Annotated in this window: 19 protein-coding genes; 12 read left to right on the forward strand and 7 right to left on the reverse strand. The window is 57.0% G+C overall.

All coding sequences use genetic code 11. From position 1 onward, the window contains the following. The first annotated feature begins 2 nt into the window (after window positions 1–2). The 8 genes from I5192_RS16520 to I5192_RS16555 all read left to right on the forward strand — a co-directional run bounded on the left by I5192_RS16520 (window position 3) and on the right by I5192_RS16555 (window position 9136). On the forward strand, window positions 3–1148 hold the full coding sequence (locus I5192_RS16520; protein WP_223117322.1) for an iron-containing alcohol dehydrogenase: 1146 nt from the start codon (window positions 3–5) through the stop codon (window positions 1146–1148). A gap of 2 nt (window positions 1149–1150) precedes the next feature. After that, window positions 1151–1990: an EamA family transporter gene (locus I5192_RS16525; protein ID WP_170397778.1), complete on the forward strand. Its 840-nt coding sequence runs from the start codon at window positions 1151–1153 to the stop codon at window positions 1988–1990. Between the two features lie 178 nt (window positions 1991–2168). Beyond that, window positions 2169–3062 (forward strand): DeoR/GlpR family DNA-binding transcription regulator, encoded by an 894-nt coding sequence (locus tag I5192_RS16530; protein ID WP_170397781.1) that lies wholly within the window; start codon window positions 2169–2171, stop codon window positions 3060–3062. Between the two features lie 20 nt (window positions 3063–3082). Next, complete coding sequence (locus tag I5192_RS16535) at window positions 3083–5122, forward strand: ABC transporter substrate-binding protein (RefSeq protein ID WP_223117323.1); 2040 nt, start codon at window positions 3083–3085, stop codon at window positions 5120–5122. Between the two features lie 61 nt (window positions 5123–5183). Then, the gene (locus I5192_RS16540) at window positions 5184–6188 is read left to right on the forward strand and encodes an ABC transporter permease (RefSeq protein WP_170397787.1); all 1005 of its coding nucleotides are present in this window, start codon (window positions 5184–5186) and stop codon (window positions 6186–6188) included. 4 nt (window positions 6189–6192) lie between these two features. After that, on the forward strand, window positions 6193–7323 hold the full coding sequence (locus I5192_RS16545) for an ABC transporter permease (protein WP_223117324.1): 1131 nt from the start codon (window positions 6193–6195) through the stop codon (window positions 7321–7323). Further along, the gene (locus tag I5192_RS16550) at window positions 7320–8318 is read left to right on the forward strand and encodes an ABC transporter ATP-binding protein (RefSeq protein WP_170397793.1); all 999 of its coding nucleotides are present in this window, start codon (window positions 7320–7322) and stop codon (window positions 8316–8318) included. The genes I5192_RS16545 and I5192_RS16550 overlap by 4 nt, the downstream gene beginning before the upstream one ends. Beyond that, window positions 8315–9136, forward strand: a complete 822-nt coding sequence (locus I5192_RS16555; protein WP_223117325.1) for an ATP-binding cassette domain-containing protein — start codon at window positions 8315–8317, stop codon at window positions 9134–9136. Before I5192_RS16550 ends, I5192_RS16555 begins: the two co-directional genes overlap by 4 nt. Here the strand turns inward: I5192_RS16555 and I5192_RS16560 are convergent, their stop codons facing one another. After that, window positions 9137–10234: an alpha/beta hydrolase gene (locus I5192_RS16560; RefSeq protein WP_170397799.1), complete on the reverse strand. Its 1098-nt coding sequence runs from the start codon at window positions 10232–10234 to the stop codon at window positions 9137–9139. Between the two features lie 97 nt (window positions 10235–10331). Then, complete coding sequence (gene hslU, locus I5192_RS16565) at window positions 10332–11639, reverse strand: ATP-dependent protease ATPase subunit HslU (protein WP_170407914.1); 1308 nt, start codon at window positions 11637–11639, stop codon at window positions 10332–10334. Window positions 11640–11837: 198 nt separating this feature from the next. Between hslU and I5192_RS16570 the strand changes: the two genes are divergently transcribed. Both I5192_RS16570 and I5192_RS16575 read left to right on the forward strand, forming a co-directional pair. Beyond that, window positions 11838–12239, forward strand: coding sequence for a DM13 domain-containing protein (locus I5192_RS16570; protein WP_170397803.1), 402 nt, complete (start codon window positions 11838–11840; stop codon window positions 12237–12239). Window positions 12240–12344: 105 nt separating this feature from the next. Then, entirely contained in the window at window positions 12345–13586 is a 1242-nt protein-coding gene (locus tag I5192_RS16575; RefSeq protein ID WP_170397806.1) for an MFS transporter, read from the forward strand. Between the two features lie 29 nt (window positions 13587–13615). On the opposite strand, the gene I5192_RS16580 is transcribed toward I5192_RS16575, so the two are convergent. Both I5192_RS16580 and hslV read right to left on the reverse strand, forming a co-directional pair. Beyond that, window positions 13616–13969, reverse strand: a complete 354-nt coding sequence (locus I5192_RS16580) for a hypothetical protein (protein ID WP_170425354.1) — start codon at window positions 13967–13969, stop codon at window positions 13616–13618. Further along, the gene (hslV, locus tag I5192_RS16585; RefSeq protein WP_170397812.1) at window positions 13966–14523 is read right to left on the reverse strand and encodes an ATP-dependent protease subunit HslV; all 558 of its coding nucleotides are present in this window, start codon (window positions 14521–14523) and stop codon (window positions 13966–13968) included. Before hslV ends, I5192_RS16580 begins: the two co-directional genes overlap by 4 nt. 197 nt (window positions 14524–14720) lie before the next feature. Between hslV and I5192_RS16590 the strand changes: the two genes are divergently transcribed. Beyond that, window positions 14721–14918 carry a DUF1127 domain-containing protein gene (locus tag I5192_RS16590; protein ID WP_170397815.1) on the forward strand — a complete coding sequence of 66 codons (198 nt, stop codon included), beginning with the start codon at window positions 14721–14723 and terminating at the stop codon, window positions 14916–14918. Between the two features lie 55 nt (window positions 14919–14973). Here I5192_RS16590 and I5192_RS16595 read toward each other — a convergent pair whose 3' ends face one another. Beyond that, window positions 14974–15336 (reverse strand): Lin0512 family protein, encoded by a 363-nt coding sequence (locus I5192_RS16595; RefSeq protein WP_170407917.1) that lies wholly within the window; start codon window positions 15334–15336, stop codon window positions 14974–14976. Further along, window positions 15333–15683, reverse strand: coding sequence for a Lin0512 family protein (locus I5192_RS16600; protein ID WP_223117326.1), 351 nt, complete (start codon window positions 15681–15683; stop codon window positions 15333–15335). Before I5192_RS16600 ends, I5192_RS16595 begins: the two co-directional genes overlap by 4 nt. A gap of 268 nt (window positions 15684–15951) precedes the next feature. Here I5192_RS16600 and I5192_RS16605 point away from each other — a divergent pair, with 268 nt between their 5' ends. Continuing rightward, entirely contained in the window at window positions 15952–16215 is a 264-nt protein-coding gene (locus I5192_RS16605; protein ID WP_170397824.1) for a hypothetical protein, read from the forward strand. A gap of 85 nt (window positions 16216–16300) precedes the next feature. Here the strand turns inward: I5192_RS16605 and trxA are convergent, their stop codons facing one another. After that, the gene (gene trxA / locus I5192_RS16610; protein WP_170397826.1) at window positions 16301–16621 is read right to left on the reverse strand and encodes a thioredoxin; all 321 of its coding nucleotides are present in this window, start codon (window positions 16619–16621) and stop codon (window positions 16301–16303) included. Window positions 16622–16654: the final 33 nt, after the last annotated feature.

The raw sequence follows: 16654 nt of genomic DNA on the forward strand, positions 1-16654 counted from the left end.
ACATGTCACTTGTTGGAAACTGGTCTTATCCAACCGCAATCAAATTCGGGGCCGGGCGGATCAATGAATTGCCCGAAGCCTGTGCTGCGGCCGGCATGAAGAAGCCGCTGCTGGTCACCGACAAGGGGCTGGCCGACCTGCCGATCACCACCGCGACGCTGGATATCATGGAGACCGCCGGTCTGGGCCGGGGTCTGTTCGCGGATGTGGACCCGAACCCCAATGAACAGAACCTCGAGGCCGGTGTTGCGGCCTATAACGCGGGCGGTCATGACGGGGTGATCGCATTTGGCGGTGGCTCGGGGCTGGATCTGGGCAAGATGGTCGCCTTCATGTGTGGTCAGACGCGCCCGGTCTGGGACTTTGAGGACATCGGCGATTGGTGGACCCGAGCGGATGCCGATGCCATCGCGCCGATCATCGCCGTCCCCACAACTGCCGGGACCGGGTCCGAAGTGGGGCGCGCCAGCGTCATCACCAATTCTGAAACCCACGCCAAGAAGATCATCTTCCATCCCAAGGTGCTGCCGACCGTGGTGATCTGCGACCCCGAGCTGACGGTGGGCATGCCCAGGTTCATCACCGCAGGCACCGGTCTGGATGCGTTCGCGCATTGTGTCGAGGCGTTCAGCAGCCCGCATTACCACCCGATGTCTCAGGGCATCGCGCTGGAAGGAATGCGGCTGGTCAAGGACTACCTGCCACGTGCCTATGCGGACGGCACCGACATCGAAGCCCGCGCCCAGATGATGAGCGCGGCGGCGATGGGGGCCACCGCCTTCCAGAAAGGCTTGGGCGCCATCCACGCCATGAGCCACCCCGTCGGCGCGGTGTTCAACACCCACCACGGCACCACCAACGCGGTCTGCATGCCCGCCGTGCTCGAGTTCAACGCGCCAGTCATCGCCGACCGCTTCCAGCAAGCCGCCGCCTATCTGGGCATCGACGGCGGCTTCGACGGCTTCCGCAGCTTCGTGCAAGAGTTCAACGACAGCCTCGCCATCCCCCGCAATCTCTCCGACCTCGGCGTCACCAAAGCCGCCATCCCCGAATTGGTCCAGGGCGCAATCATCGACCCCTCATGCGGAGGGAACCCAATCCAACTCAACCAACAAAACATCACTGAGCTGTTTAAAGTGGCGATCTGACAGTGAGCGCTGAAATCGTTCTCATAATCCTTGCGGCCGCGTTGCTGCATGCGATCTGGAACACGGTTGTAAAAACGGCCGCTGACCGAACAGTCACGCTGGGTCTGGTTGCACTGGGGCATGTTATCCCGGGGGCGCTGATGGTAGCGGTTCTGCCGCTGCCGAATGTCGAGAGCCTGCCATATCTGGCAGGTTCGACTGTCGTTCATTTCGGATATTTCTACATGCTGAATCAGGCCTACCGGCATGGTGATCTCAGTGTGGTGTACCCGATCGCGCGCGGTGTGGTTCCTGCGCTGGTCGCTCTTTGGGCCGTAATATTTGCGGGCGAACATCTGCCGACGCAGGCATGGATTGGGATCGCGGTGATTGCCACCGGCATTCAACTGTCCAGCTGGTCGGTTTTGAGGCAAGGGGTCGGTAGGGCATCGCTTGTTTTCGCATTGGGAACGGGCTGCTTTATTTCCATCTACTCGCTTGTGGATGGCCTGGGCGTGCGGGTGTCAGGCAACATCCTGAGTTATTGGGCCTGGCATTCGGTTCTGCATATCTTTGTTGTGGGCTTTGTCGCGCTACGGCGAGGCGCGCGTGTGCTTGATTTGCCTCTGCGCATCTGGGTGATCGGGATTGCAGGCGGAATGGTGTCGATGACGGCTTACGGCCTAGTGCTTTATGCCAAGAATTTCGCTCCGCTTGGCGTCGTGTCAGCCTTACGCGAAACTTCAGTGATCTTCGCGGCCCTGATCGGATTTCTGTTCCTGGGTGAAGGCAATCCCATGCGACGCCTTCTGGCAGCCGTGATGATGGCTGCAGGCGTGACGCTGATCGCATTGTCGTCATGAACACATGCTGGGATGAGTTGAATGATTCTTGCGAGAGATCTGAAATCCACCTGTCAAGCCGCATGAAACTGCAGGTTTGTTGTGCCATGTTGACCGGAAAAGGCAAAAAAACCAAAATTGTCGCAAAAGATTTACATTTATTGTGGATTTTTGCGCGAAAATGTGACCGAGTCTGAAAATGGATGATGATAGCGTAACCATCCCACATCGTGGCCGAGAGCTGCTGGATGTCCTTGCGCGGCTGGGGGGGTCAGCGCGCAACACTCAGATCGCCCAGATCATGGACGTCTCTGAGGAAACGGTGCGTCGTTTGGTCAAGGCACTGGCGCGCGCGAACAAGGTTGAGCGTGTGCATGGCGGCACATTTCTGTCTCGAGCACAGGATACACCGATGTTTTCGGGCGCGCTGGAGTATAATGCCGACGAGAAAACCAACATCGCCAAGCGGGTCTGCGGGTTGCTTGAGGACGAGATGGTGTTGTTCATTACCGTTGGCTCGACCATGACTCATGTGGCCGAGCAACTACGTGAGCTGCGGGGTTTAACCGTCGTTAGCAACTCTTTGTCAGTTGTCGCATCCCTGGCCGATCACAATGGCACGCGCGCCGTTCTGGCAGGGGGCGAAGTAATCCGCTCCGAACGAGGCAGTTTTGGCCGTGCAGCTGAAGAACTGGCGTGTCAGTACAGCTATGACGCGGTGATCTGCGGCGCGGATGCACTGTCGCTGGTTGGAGGCGTATTGGCTTCGAACCCGCTAGAGGCGGATCTGACCCGTGCGCTGCAAGGGAACACGCATCGTATGATCGTTGCAGCGGACCACACCAAATTCGGTGCAAAGGCAGCCAACGTGTCTTGCCCGTTCGACAAGGTGACGGATCTGGTGACCGATATCGCGCCACCTGATGCGTTTGCACCCGTTCTCAAGCAAGCTGGGGTCCAAGTGCACATTGCATCGCAATACGATGTCAAATCCGGGCCAGATGAAACAGAGCCCCGGAAGCAAAAAAAGAACAAAGAAACCTCCGAAAGCAAAGCGGGCAAATCGGGCTCTCGGAAACGCAAAACGAAATAAACAAAACCTAGGGAGAAAACATGAAAAAGCTTCTTATGTCTGGTGTGGCCTTTGCCACAATCGGGGGCGCGGCCTGGGCCAATTGTCCTGCTGCAACCGTCGCGGATATGCAGGGCGTCGCAGCCGGCGCTTATCCTCAGCAGTTTGATCTGTCCGAGTTTCAATCAGCTGCAAACTGTACGCTCAGCTTTGCAGAAAACCCGGCTATTGGGGATCTGAACGGCATGATCCGTGGCAATGGCGATCTTGCGGCCGTTGCAGATCGTCTGCCGGCTGACCCGTTGGTCATCGTACCCTATGACTCGATAGGTCAGTATGGCGGTGTTCTGGACGCGCTCTCCAACGCCACAGAAAGCGGCACCTCGGACTTCCTTTCGGTGCGTCACGTCAACCTGTTCCGCTATTCCGACGACCTGCAGACCCTGGTGCCCAACGTGGCGAAATCCTGGGAATGGAACGATGACTTCACCGTGCTGACCGTGAATCTGCGTGAAGGCCACAAGTGGTCGGATGGCGCGCCATTTACGGCGGCGGATATCGTCTTCTGGTACGATAACCTGATGATGGACACCAATGTCATCGCCGAAGCGAAGGATTATGCACTGGCGGGCGGTGAGCCCATGAATGTCGAAGCGCTGGACGACACCACCGTCCGCTTTACCCTTGCCGCGCCCAAGCCTGGCCTGACCGAGACATTCTCGTTCACCTATGTGCAGCCCTACCAGCCCAAGCATTTCTTTGAAAAGTTCCACCCGGCGCTGGATGACAACGCCGACGCCAACGCGCAGGCGCTTGGTTATGAAAACGGGTACGAGCTGATCAAGGCCTATTATGGCAACTCGGACTGGATGGATACGCCATCTCCGATGCTGACAGCCGGTGACAAACTGGCGGGTCTTCCCACCGACACCATGCCGACGCTGGAGAGCCATATCCTTGTGAAGGAGAGCACCGAGGGTCGTCACTACGTGGCCAACCCCTATTTCTTCCAGGTCGACACGCAGGGTAACCAGCTTCCCTACATTTCGGAAATGGATGAAACTTACGTTCCGGACGAAGAAGTACGCACCCTTAAGTTGCTGAATGGCGAGGTCGATTACAAATCGCAGGGTGTTAACCTGACATCCGCTCCGGTGCTGCTCGAAGGTCAGGAGAACGGTAACTACACGGTCGAGGTGAAGCCTTCGATCGGCTATCCGGTTCTGACCTTCAACGTGACCGCAGAAGACGAGGCCAAGCGCGCGATCTTTAACGATATTCGGTTCAGAACTGCGATGTCTGTTGCGATGGATCGCAACCAGCTAAACGAGGTTGTGGCTTTTGGTCTGGGAACACCGACACAGTACATCGGCTTCTCGCCACGTCCCGATTTCATCGACGAAAAATGGTCGAACCATGAGATCGAATTCGACGCAGAGCGCGCCAATGCGCTGCTGGACGAAGTAGGTCTTGTCGACAAGGACGGTGATGGCTTCCGCGACTTGCCGAATGGTGATCCGTTTGTTCTGGATTGGCAGTTCTCGACCCAGCCAGCTTCGGCGCAATTGGTGGAACTGATTGCTCAGAACTGGAAAGACGTTGGCGTCAACACCGCGATCAAAGAGGTGACATCCGACGAATTCCGCGCCGCACAAACGGCCAACTCGCTGGATATGGGCCTATGGCTGAAGAGCCAGCCAGCCGGGTCGATCCTCGGGGACAGCGAGATCTGGGTGCCTCCGTTTGATGGCTATTTCGACGTACGTACAGGTATGCTTTGGGCTGAATATATCAGCTCAAACGGTGAAAACGGTGTTGAACCACCGGCTTGGGTCGCGGATCTGAAGGCTGCATTGGACACCTATCAGTCCAGTGCACCCGGCTCTGATGCGTCAGTATCCGCCGCGCAGAAGATGGTCGAGATCATGACCGGCGAGCTGCTGTTCCTGGGTACCGTGAATGCTCCTGCCCCGATCTATCACTCGAACAACCTGCAGAACTTTACCGAGTTCAAAACGCAGTCTTACGAGTTCTATCGGACCTATCCTTACCGCCCCGCCCAGTGGTGGCTGAGCGAATAAGGTTGAGAAGATAAGAAGGTGGGCGCCCGCGCCCGCCTTCGCGCATCCCGCGGGGACAGATATGTTGCAATTCTGCAGATTTGCCGCCACCCGGGCGGTTATGGCGTTGGTCACTTTGGTCATCGTATCGCTGATTGTTTTTTCACTGATGGAACTGGTGCCCGGTGACTGTGCCGAGCGCTATTTGGCGTATAAAAACACCCAAGGGTCCGCGATCACCGTTGCTGACGTTGCAGCAGAACGCGCCCGACTGGGGTTGGATCAACCGTTCCTGACCCGATGGGCCACTTGGTTGTCAGGGGCATTTCGCGGCGATTTCGGCGAAAGCTGCATCCTGCGGGTGAATATTGCACAGCTGCTGGGCGACAAGTTCTGGCTGTCGCTGTGGATCTGCCTTGGCGCTTTGACGCTGGCTTATGCCATTGCAATCCCTGTGGGCATCATTTCTGCCGCCTCGCGCAGTGCGGTACTGAACAACTCGCTGCGGATCGTCAGCTATCTGGGTCTGGCGATGCCGAACTTCCTGCTGGCCCTGATGGTGATGCTGGTTTCAACCGTTTATTTCGGCGAGACTCTGACCGGGCTGTTCTCGCCCGAGTACAAAGAAGCGCCTTGGTCTTGGGGCAAGTTCCTTGATTTGCTGAAACACGCCTGGCTGCCGATCTTCATTCTGGGCTGGTCGGCCACAGCCTTTGCGCTGCAGACCGTGCGCGCGTTGATGTCGGATGAGATCGGGAAGCTGTATGTCACCGCTGCTGCCGCGCGGGGCATTTATGGCCGCCGCCTGTTATGGCGCTATCCGGCCCGTCATGCGCTGGGGCCGATCGTCAACAGCCTTGGCTTTGACCTGAACCGGATCTTCAACGAACTGCCCATTGTGGCGCTGATCCTGACATTGACCGAAGCCGGGGCGCTTTTGCTTGAAGCGTTGGCGCGGTCCAATGATCAGCAACTTGCGGGGGCCATCATCTTTCTGCTGACGGCATCAATCGTGACGTTGAATTTCTTCACCGACATTCTGCTTGCGGTGATCGATCCGCGCGTGCGCAAAAGTATCCTTAGGTGACCAGATGACTGCGACAATCGACAACCAAAAGGCAAAAGAAGCCTATTTCACCGCCTCGCAGCGTCAGTTGATCTGGGCCCGATTCAAGAAACAGCGCGCGGCGATGATTGCGGCCGCAGTTCTGGTCGTCCTGATCCTGTCGGGCATCTTTGCTCCGTTCCTGTCGCCTTACGATCCGACCGCCGCAGGGCGTGACAAAGACTATCTGAACGGAGCCCCGCAGATTCCAAAATTCTGCGACAAGAATGGCTGCTCGATCCGCCCGTTCCTGCACGGGGTAACCCGCGAACGCTCGTTGGCGACCAATTTCCGCTGGGTCGAGAAAGTGAACGAGGATGAACGCCGATATATCCAGTTCTTCGTTCGGGGCGACAAATATAAGCTGTTTGGAGTCATTCCCGGTAACATCCACCTGTTTGGTGTCGATCAGGGCTATGTTCACCTGTTCGGAACCGACAGTGCCGGCAAGGATATCTTCAGCCGTACACTGCATGCGGTTTGGACGTCGCTACAGGTCGGAACGCTTGGGGTGATGATTTCGTTCGTGCTGGCGCTCGCGATCGGAGGGGTGGCCGGATATTACGGTGGAATGGTCGACAGTGTGATCCAAATGATCACCGATGCGATCCGAACGGTCCCGGCCATCCCTCTGTTCATGGCGATTGCGGCCTTTATCCCGCCGGAATGGTCGGCCGAGACACGGTTTTTCGTGATAACGGCCATATTGGGACTGGTCGGCTGGCCGACGCTGGCGCGGCGGGTGCGTACCCATCTGCTAACGGAACGCAATCAGGAATACGTGCTTGCGGCGAAACTGTGCGGCGCGTCGCCGGGCCACATCATCCGGCGTCACCTGCTGCCCAGCTTCACCAGCTACATCATCGTCGATCTGGTGATCTCGTTCCCCTATATGGTCCTCAGCGAAACCGCGCTCAGCTTTATCGGGCTGGGGCTGAAAGATCCGGTCAACTCACTTGGCGTGATGTTGCAGAATGTGACCAAGGCGGATGTTCTGCTGAATTACCAATGGTATTTCATCCCGGTCATCTTCTTTGTCGTTCTCGTGATGTCTTTCGTGTTCGTCGGCGATGGCCTGCGCGATGCGGCTGATCCTTATTCGGAGACCCGCAAATGAGCCTGATCGATGTCGAAAACCTGTCCGTTCAGTTCAAAACCGATGAAGGGTTGATCACGGCGGTCGAGGATGTTTCGTTTTCACTCGTCCCAGGCGAGGTGCTCGGGCTGGTCGGCGAAAGTGGATCGGGAAAATCAGTGACGGCAAAGTCACTGATGAAACTAAATCCACCCAACGCGATCTATGCGCCAGAAAGCCGGATCGATCTGCATCTCGACAGCGGCCCGGTTGATATCATGGCGCTGAAGCGGCCCAAGGACATGGAGATTGTGCGCGGCGGGGCGATCAGTATGATCTTTCAAGAGCCGATGGCCAGCTTTGCCCCCGCGATCACCATCGGCAAGCAGATGGTTGAACAGTTGCTGATCCACACGGACCTCAGCAAAAAGCAGGCCAAAGAACTATCGATCGAAATGCTGGACCGAGTGGGTATCCTTGAACCAGCGGCCCGGTTCAACCAATACGCTTTCGAATTGTCGGGCGGGATGCGTCAGCGGGCGATGATCGCCATGGCGCTTTCGACCAAGCCCAAACTGCTGATCGCGGATGAGCCGACAACGGCGCTGGACGTGACCATTCAGGCTCAGGTTTTGGATCTGATGAAGGATCTGGTGGCCGAGTTTGGCATGGGCATCGTCTTCATCACCCATGACCTAAGCGTCGTCGCCCAAACCGCCGACCGGGTTGCGGTGATGTATCTGGGTCGGATCATGGAAAGCGGACCTGTGCGTGAGGTGATCCGCCATCCGGCACATGCCTATACGCGTGGCCTGCTGAACGCGTTACCCAAACTCGATGATCTGGACGCACCGCTAACCCCGATCCCCGGCGATATCCCCTCACCTCTGGAGCGGCCATCAGGCTGCGTGTTCCATCCACGCAACCCGGAACTCAAACCCGGATCGCGATATGAAACGGAACGCCCACCCTTGACCGAGGTCAGCCCCGGCCATTTCGCAGCCATTTTCCCCGAAGACGTGCCAGGCCAGCCATGACAAACGCATTGATCAAAACCGAAAACCTGTCAGTCGAATTTCCCATTGGTGGCGGGTTGTTTAACAAGCGCACGCTAAAGGCGGTCGACAATGTCTCGATCGAAATCCCGCAAGGGGCATTTGTTGGAGTGGTCGGCGAGTCCGGCTCGGGCAAGACAACACTCGGCCGCGCATTGCTGAATGCGGTTCCAATCACCAGCGGTGGCGCAAGCTATGACGATGGTGAAGAGCAGTTCGATCTGACCAAAATGTCGGCAACCGATCTCAAGTCCTATCGCCGTCGGGCTCAGTTGATTTTTCAGGACCCTTACGCGGCGCTTAGTCCTCGGATGACCGTGCGTGATATCATAGCCGAACCGCTGGATGTGATGGGCCTGACCGCATCGCGTGAGGAAACCGATGCGCGGGTTCGCGAGATTGCGGGCAAATGCCGGTTGAACCTTGAACATCTGCGACGCTATCCGCACGCGTTTTCGGGCGGTCAGCGTCAGCGGATTTCTATCGCGCGGGCTCTGGCCTGCAACCCGCGTTTTGTAGTTGCCGATGAATGCGTGGCGGCGCTGGACGTGTCGATTCAGGCGGATATCCTGAACCTGCTGAAATCCCTTCAGCGAGATATGGGCCTGACCTTCATGTTCATCAGCCACGATCTGTCGGTTGTGGCCCATACCTGCGATTTTGTGGTTGTGATGTATCACGGCAAGATCGTCGAAAGCGCCCCAACGCGCGAACTGTTTGCCGCTCCCAAGCAAGACTATACCAAGCGGTTGCTGGATGCGATCCCATCGCTGGACCCCGATCATCGAATGCGTGCCTGATCAGGGCGCGCTGACCTGCGCCTGTCCGGTCTCGGTCAGCACAATCTCGGTCGCGCCATCTGCGCTGCGTTCGCTGGGCGGGACAAGGACATCGATGCCAGGCCGGTCGGGGCCAAAGGTGTTGCTGACCCGGCGGACCGAACTGAGAATGGCCAGCAGCGCCGGAGACGTCGCCGCCACGAAATGAGATGATCCCGCATCGCTGTTGAATGCAGTCGTGTCGATCACGCTGATCGGATATTCGGCCAACGCGTCGACTGAACTGATATTACCCAACCTCTGACTGTCCGCGGTGCCGCGCAGCCGAGCCGACAGGTTCAGAATCTTGTCCTTCTGGGACACCATCACCACAAACGGGTCGGGCGGGCTCTTGATGCTGTTCATCTGGGATCGGAACAGATCCACATCCAGATCAGGTGAGATCAGGATGACCCCCTCAAGATTGCGGCTTGCCCATCCCGGCTCGCGCAATTCGGCTTGCCGCATCATCTCCATCGATAGTGCGCTGCCCATCGAATGCGCTATCAGGACGACCCGCTTTACGCCCATTGATTTGAGCAATCTAATGGTCTGTTCCAGCCCGTCTCGGGCAAACAGCATACTGTCCAGATCATAGGCGTAACCGGTGCCGCGTGCCTTACTGGGCCAGGAATAAATCAGAATAGTTCCGGGGATACCGATATCATGGCTCAGCTGAGCGGCCCGAAATGCGGTCTCGGTCTGCGTGGCGTTATACCCGTGAACAAAGATGACCACGTCATCCACGCCACGCAGACGGGACTTCAGATCCTGCGGACCCGAGAACTCGGTAACATCGGCCACGACAAACTGTTTGTTCGGATTCGGGTTCGCGTATGAGAACTTGAGTTCACCCGGCGTGTGCGACGGCGGAATCGAGACGGTCATCTCAAGGTAACGCAATGCCTCGGCACGGTTAGCTCCGTAGCTGCCATCCGGCTCGCGCGCCCGGGTAGTGGCGGCAAAGACCGTGGCGGGGGTGCCGACCTTAAGGGCTTCGGGTGTGATCTCTGTGATAGACCGATCCGCACAGGCGGTCAGCACAGACAGCGTCACAATGATGATGAAATAGCGCAGCACGCTCTGCCCCTGTGAAGTTACAGGGCTACGCTACCGTATTCCCGCCCCGCGTCCAGCCTGAGGGCACGACTCATTGGCAAAATCCGGCTGGCACCTGTTACAAAACGTAACGGCTGAGGTCTGTGGATTTTGTCAGCTCGCCAAGATTGTCATTCACGAAACCTGCATCGACGGTGATCTCAGCCCCCGCCTGATCCGGTGCGGTGAACGAAAGCTCTTCGAACACGCGCTCCATCACCGTGTAAAGCCGCCGCGCACCGATATTCTCGATGCTTTGGTTCACATCCGCCGCAATCCGGGCCAAGGCTGCGATCCCGTCTTCGGTGAAACTGACCGTGACCTCTTCAGTGCCCATCAGGGCAGTATACTGCAGGGTCAGAGCGTTGTCGGTCTCGGTCAGGATACGTACGAAATCCTCTTCTGTCAGGGCGCGCAGCTCCACGCGTATCGGCAAACGGCCCTGAAGTTCTGGCAGCAGGTCCGAGGGCTTGGCGATGTGAAACGCACCGGATGCGATGAAAAGGATATGGTCGGTTTTCACAGGGCCATGTTTGGTGCTGACAGTGGTGCCCTCGATCAGAGGCAGCAGGTCGCGCTGAACCCCTTCCCGGCTGACATCGCCTCCGCGCGCATCGGATCGGGCGCAGACTTTGTCGATCTCATCCAGAAACACGATGCCGTTCTGTTCGACCGATTCCAAAGCCACACGGTTGACAGTTTCGTCATCCAGCAACTTGTCGGCCTCTTCGCCAATTAACGCCTCATAGCTTTCAGCCACAGTCATGCGTTTCTTGACGGTCCGTCCACCGAAGGCCTTGCCGAAGATATCACCCAGATTCATCATCCCCATCTGACCACCCGGCTGGCCCGGAATATCGAACATCGGCATCGGGTTCGTGGTATCGGACAGTTCCAACTCGATTTCGGTATCGTCCAGCTCACCAGCCTTCAGCTTCTTGCGGAACATCTCGCGCGTCGCTTCGCGGGCGTCGGTTCCTGCAATCGCCTCGATCACGCGATCCTCGGCGGCCTGATGGGCGCGGGCTTTGACATCCTCGCGCATATACTCGCGGGTTTGCAGGATTGCGGCGTCAGCCAGATCACGCACGATCTGTTCAACGTCCCGACCGACATAGCCGACCTCGGTGAATTTGGTGGCTTCAACTTTGATGAAGGGTGCGCGAGCCAGTTTGGCCAGACGGCGGCTGATCTCGGTCTTGCCAACGCCGGTGGGTCCGATCATCAGAATGTTTTTCGGATAGACCTCATCGCGGATGTCATCTGGCAACTGCTTGCGCCGCCAGCGGTTGCGTAGCGCCACGGCGACGGCGCGTTTCGCGTCTTTCTGCCCGATAATAAAGCGGTCCAGTTCCGAGACAATCTCGCGCGGGGTCAGGTCGGTCATATGTGTTCTATCCGTATGTTTCGCAGCGGAACCTAATCATACGGCGCGAAAACACAAGCCGATCACGAGAAGATCACGGCAACTCACGGGCAGCACACGGAATTTCGTGGTGATGTGAATCGCCAGATGCACAGCGTCTGCGGCATAACCTTTCGCGACGGACTCTGCGTCCGTATGACATTAGGGAGATACCTCATCATGATGACTCGTCGTTCGCTTTTTGTGAAAGCTGCAGCTACCGGCGCGGCCCTGTCTCTGGTCGGCACCACCGCTGCCCTGGCCGGTGGCGCAAAAAAGAAAGGCACATTTGAAGGCCGCTCGAACCACGTCACTACCGGTTCGGTAAAACTGGTCAAAGATGGCGAGCGTTACATCGTTGAACTGGGCGACGACTTTTCGCTGGACAACGGCCCCGACCCGCGTGTCGCATTTGGTAAGGACGGCACATACGCCCCAGACAGCAAACTGGGCGCGCTGCTGCACCTGACCGGCAAGCAATCCTATGCCGTGCCGCCAACCATGGATGTCTCGGGCTACAACGAAGTTTACATTTGGTGCGAGGTTGCCGGCGTCCCGCTGGGCGTTGCTTCGTTGAAGTAATCACACCCTTCAGGGGTCGGGCTTTCCGGCCTCTGACACGCCGTTAGGTGACAGGGCAACTGTCTGTTACACTCGCCCCAAGATATTGGAACTGGGGGCGTTTTCATGACCAAGATTGCCAAGATCACCCTGCTGTTTGTGGTCTTTGTTGACCTGATCGGACAAGGGCTGGTGTTTCCCATCATCAACTCCCTGATCATGGAAACGAAGTCCGGCTTCTTGCCGGAAAGCACGGCCATGGGCACAAGGCACTTTTATTATGGTCTGGTGATCGGCTGCTTCTTCCTGTCTTGGTTTCTGGGGGTGGTCTATGTCTCGAAGGTTTCAGACTCTATCGGGCGCAAGAATGCCCTTTTGGTCTGTTTGACCGGGGCGCTGGTCGGCTACGCCCTGACCATCGCAGCGCTTTATCTCAACAGCCTGCTTCTGCTGATCATTGGTCGTTCGATCACCGGGTTTACGGCTGGAAATCAGCCCATTGCGCAGGCGGCAATGATCGATGGCAGCACCGACGCTGCCGACCGCGACCGCAACATGGGTTATATTGTGACCGGTGTCAGCTTTGGCTTGGTCGGAGGACCGATCATAGGCGCGGTTCTGTCCGATGCAGCCTTATTGGGCAGCGCGGCGACATTGAAAACGCCTTTCTACGGGGCGTTTGTACTGGTCCTGATTGCAATCTTTCTTGTGACCGCGTTCTTCAAGGATACCAGAACCGAGCGTGAACCTTTTGTTTTCCGCCCACGCGACATCACCGACAGTCTTATTGCTGTGCGCGAGCACCCGCTGGTTCTGAAGATCATGCCAGTTTACGCCCTGTTCATGGTCGCCAACGTTACTTTCTATGTATTCGTCGACAACTTCCTGACCAGCGCGTGGGGTTATGGCGTAATTGGGGGCAGCATGGCGATGGTGGTCATTGGCGTTGCGCTGGCCTTTTCCAGCACTTTCCTTGTGAAACCAGCGCAAGAGAGGTTCAGCAAGCACCAGATCATCTACACCTCATTGGTCACCATGGTGATCTGTGGCTTTGCCTTCGCATTCAGCCCCAGCGGGGTGCTGAGCTATATTCCGGTCTTTTTCTTCTACTTCTTCTTCGGCGTTTCTTACCCGACGCTGCTAGGCCTGTTCTCATCCAGCGTTGCCGAAACGGATCAGGGCTGGGTCATGGGCGTGACCACAGCCGTGTTCTGCCTAGCAGGCGGTATCATGTCCCTGATCGGAGGCGGATTGATGAGCATCGACATCCGCGTCCCCTACTACATTGTCATCGTCACTGCCCTGATGGGCCTGATCGGGATGCATCTGAGGTGGAAGGGTAAAGAGATCAAAGCGCTATTGGCGTAAAGAGCAGCCGATAGAGCGGAGGGGGTCACCTACTCCTGCTCTTCCTCGATTTCTTCTTCGTCAAGTTTGCGCTGGCTTTCCTGTAATGGCGCGCGCTCTATCAGTGCCCAAATTTCCTTTTTGGTCTTCTTTGAAACAGCGCCTCTGGCTTCCAGCTCGATCAATAGCGAGCGTGTCTGATCTTCGGTACAGCCAATTGTTCTGCTGAGCCGTTCCAGAGTTTTGAACTTGTATTTGGTATCCCTCAACATGGACTCAAGCAGCTTCTTGCGAGGCTCTTTCCATGTCTTGGCGTGCTTCCGGTTCCGATATTCCTCAAGCACAATCGGCCCAACAATACCGCCAATCAGCCCACCAAATATCGCTGCCAGAACCGCACTCATGACCCGATCGTCTCAACCGTCAGATTGCCGTTGGTATACACGCAGATATCCGCAGCAATTGCCATAGCTTCACGCGCTACATCCTCGGCTGGTTTGTCGCTATCCATCATCGCACGGGCCGCCGCCAGGGCAAAGTTGCCGCCCGACCCGATTGCAGCGACGTTGTGTTCCGGCTCAAGCACGTCCCCTGCCCCAGTGATCACGAGCAGATCCTTGCCGTCGGTCACAATCAGCATCGCCTCGAGCTTCTGCAGATACTTGTCGGTGCGCCAGTCCTTGGCCAGCTCGACCGAAGCACGCGCCAGTTGGCCGGGCGTCGCCTCAAGCTTGGCTTCCAGACGTTCCAGCAGCGTGAACGCATCCGCCGTAGATCCGGCGAATCCGGCGACCACTTCGAACCCGCCCGGTGTCAGGCGACGCACCTTTCGCGCAGTGCCCTTGATCACGGTTTGGCCCAGGCTGACCTGCCCGTCCCCGGCGATGACAACCTGCCCGCCCTTCTTAACGCCAATAATAGTGGTGCCGTGCCATCCGGGAAAATCGCTGTCTGCCATGAATGCCTCCGTTATCCGTGCTGCCATATATGGGCCGGGCACGGGTTCTGCGCAACCGGTTCTAAAACTGCCCAAAAGATATGCAGTAAACGCAAACCGGGGCTGTTGAGTCAGCATTTGTGAGACTCAGCCGCCGGAGTTACATGAGGCTTACAACCGACAACGGGTCGGCTGTTTCTGTTAAAAGGACTAAGCACATGGCAAACGCAATCGCAAAAACCCATGCGCCGCGCGGAGCAGTCACCATCCTGCACGCAGTGGACGCATTCTCTCATGCATTCGAAAACGTTGTCGAATGGTACAAATCATATCAGACACGCAACGAACTGTCGCAACTGAGCGACGAGCAGCTGGAAGACGTCGGGCTGACCCGCGCTGATATCTCCAAGTTCTGATCCAGGATTTGAACACTTATAAGATGAGCCGCTCGATTGAGCGGCTTCTTCTTTTTCAGCTTTCGACGAATTTACCTGCGAGATCAGGCAGATAAGCCTCAACTGCAGCAGTGGCTACGACATGCCGGGTACCCGCCTCGGCATCCTCGACATCCAGTCCCCCTTTGACCGCCCGAACCGAGGCGCGGCCCCGCGGCAGATCCGAGGCGACAAGATCACAATCAACCTTCTCAGGCTGCTGAACGCCAATCGTGACCTCAACGCGCATCTCCTCATGACTGATGCCCAGTTTGGAAAACAGCGTGATGGACGAGTGGTGCAGCGCGTCCTGAACAGCGCGGCGCGCGGCCTTGGTATAGTCCTGACCATACAGATCGTTGCCGGTCCCCATCTCCAGAATGATGCGTTTTTCCGTCATCGGGCGGGCTCCATATCAAATGAGACAACGATCGCGGCGTTGGCGATCACCGTGCGACCTTCAGAATGGGGTTTGTCGATATCCAAGCCACCATGTGTGACCGTGATGTTGGGCTGGCCGTAAGGGAAAATGACCTTCAACGCCTGCGAATCCACCCGGTCCGGTTGCTGTACTCCGATTTCCGCGTCGATGATCATGGTCTCTTTCGGGAATCCGAACAATTCCGCCATATTGACCGAGTTATGCCAGAGCGCATCCTTGAGCGCGCGCAGCGCTGCTTCGGTATAGTCTTCGCGCCGAAGCGACGTACCCATACCGAATTCCACCAATACCCGAGTTTTGGGCATGTCGCCTCCTTATTCCTGATGACCCGACAATCTGCACGAGTTCTTGCGAATTGAAAGAACCAGTACAGTGAACTGCATCCGGCCAAACCACGAAACCCGAATGTTTGGTGTGTACCGCCGCTATCGACTAGAATTCTGTCTGTTTAAGCACACGATCTATGAAAGGTTTGATTCCATGACGTATTTTCGGCTCATGTCATCATTGTTGTTGTTTGGACTTCTGGCGCCAGGCGTATCCGCTGAAGTCATAGAAAACAAAGCGAAATTTATGAACCTGATCGTTGATAAGAAGCTGGTTCAGGGCGAAACCTGGGTGACAATTCACAAGGACGGCACGGTTGAGGGCAAAGGCCCGAAAGGTGGCAGTATCAGCGGCACGTGGGAGTGGAAAGACAGGTATTACTGTCGGAGAATCGTGATCGTCGGTGAAGTGATGCCCCATGACTGTCAGGTGGTTTCAATCGCAGACGACACCGTTACATTTACCCACAAAGACGGCGCGGGAGTATCGGTGAGGTGGACCATCAAGTGAGTCTAAACTCTTGTCACGCAGTGGCTTTCACAAAAAAAGGCGCCCAATGCGGGGCGCCTTTTTTTCGTTCGCACACTAGCGAAGGTCAGATCGACTCGTCGATCCAGCTTTGCAGGGCCGCTTTCGGGGCCGCGCCAGCGCGGTTCGAAACCACCTGACCGTCTTTGAAAATGAACAGCGCCGGAATGCCGCGCACGCCCATGGCCGCGGCTGAGTTTGGGTTGCTGTCGACATCGACCTTGGCAATCTTCACCTTGCCACCATATTCGCTGGCCAGCTCTTCCAGGGCGGGGCCGATCTGCTTACAGGGGCCGCACCACTCGGCCCAGAAATCCACCACGACGGGGATATCGGAATTCTTGACTTCGGCGTCAAAGGTGTCGTCGGTAACGGCTACGGTCGACATGTCTGTCTCCTGACTGGGAATGCTTGGGCTCAG

Origin of the sequence: Ruegeria sp. SCSIO 43209, assembly GCF_019904295.1 — a bacterium.
Taxonomy (GTDB): Bacteria; Pseudomonadota; Alphaproteobacteria; order Rhodobacterales; family Rhodobacteraceae; genus Ruegeria.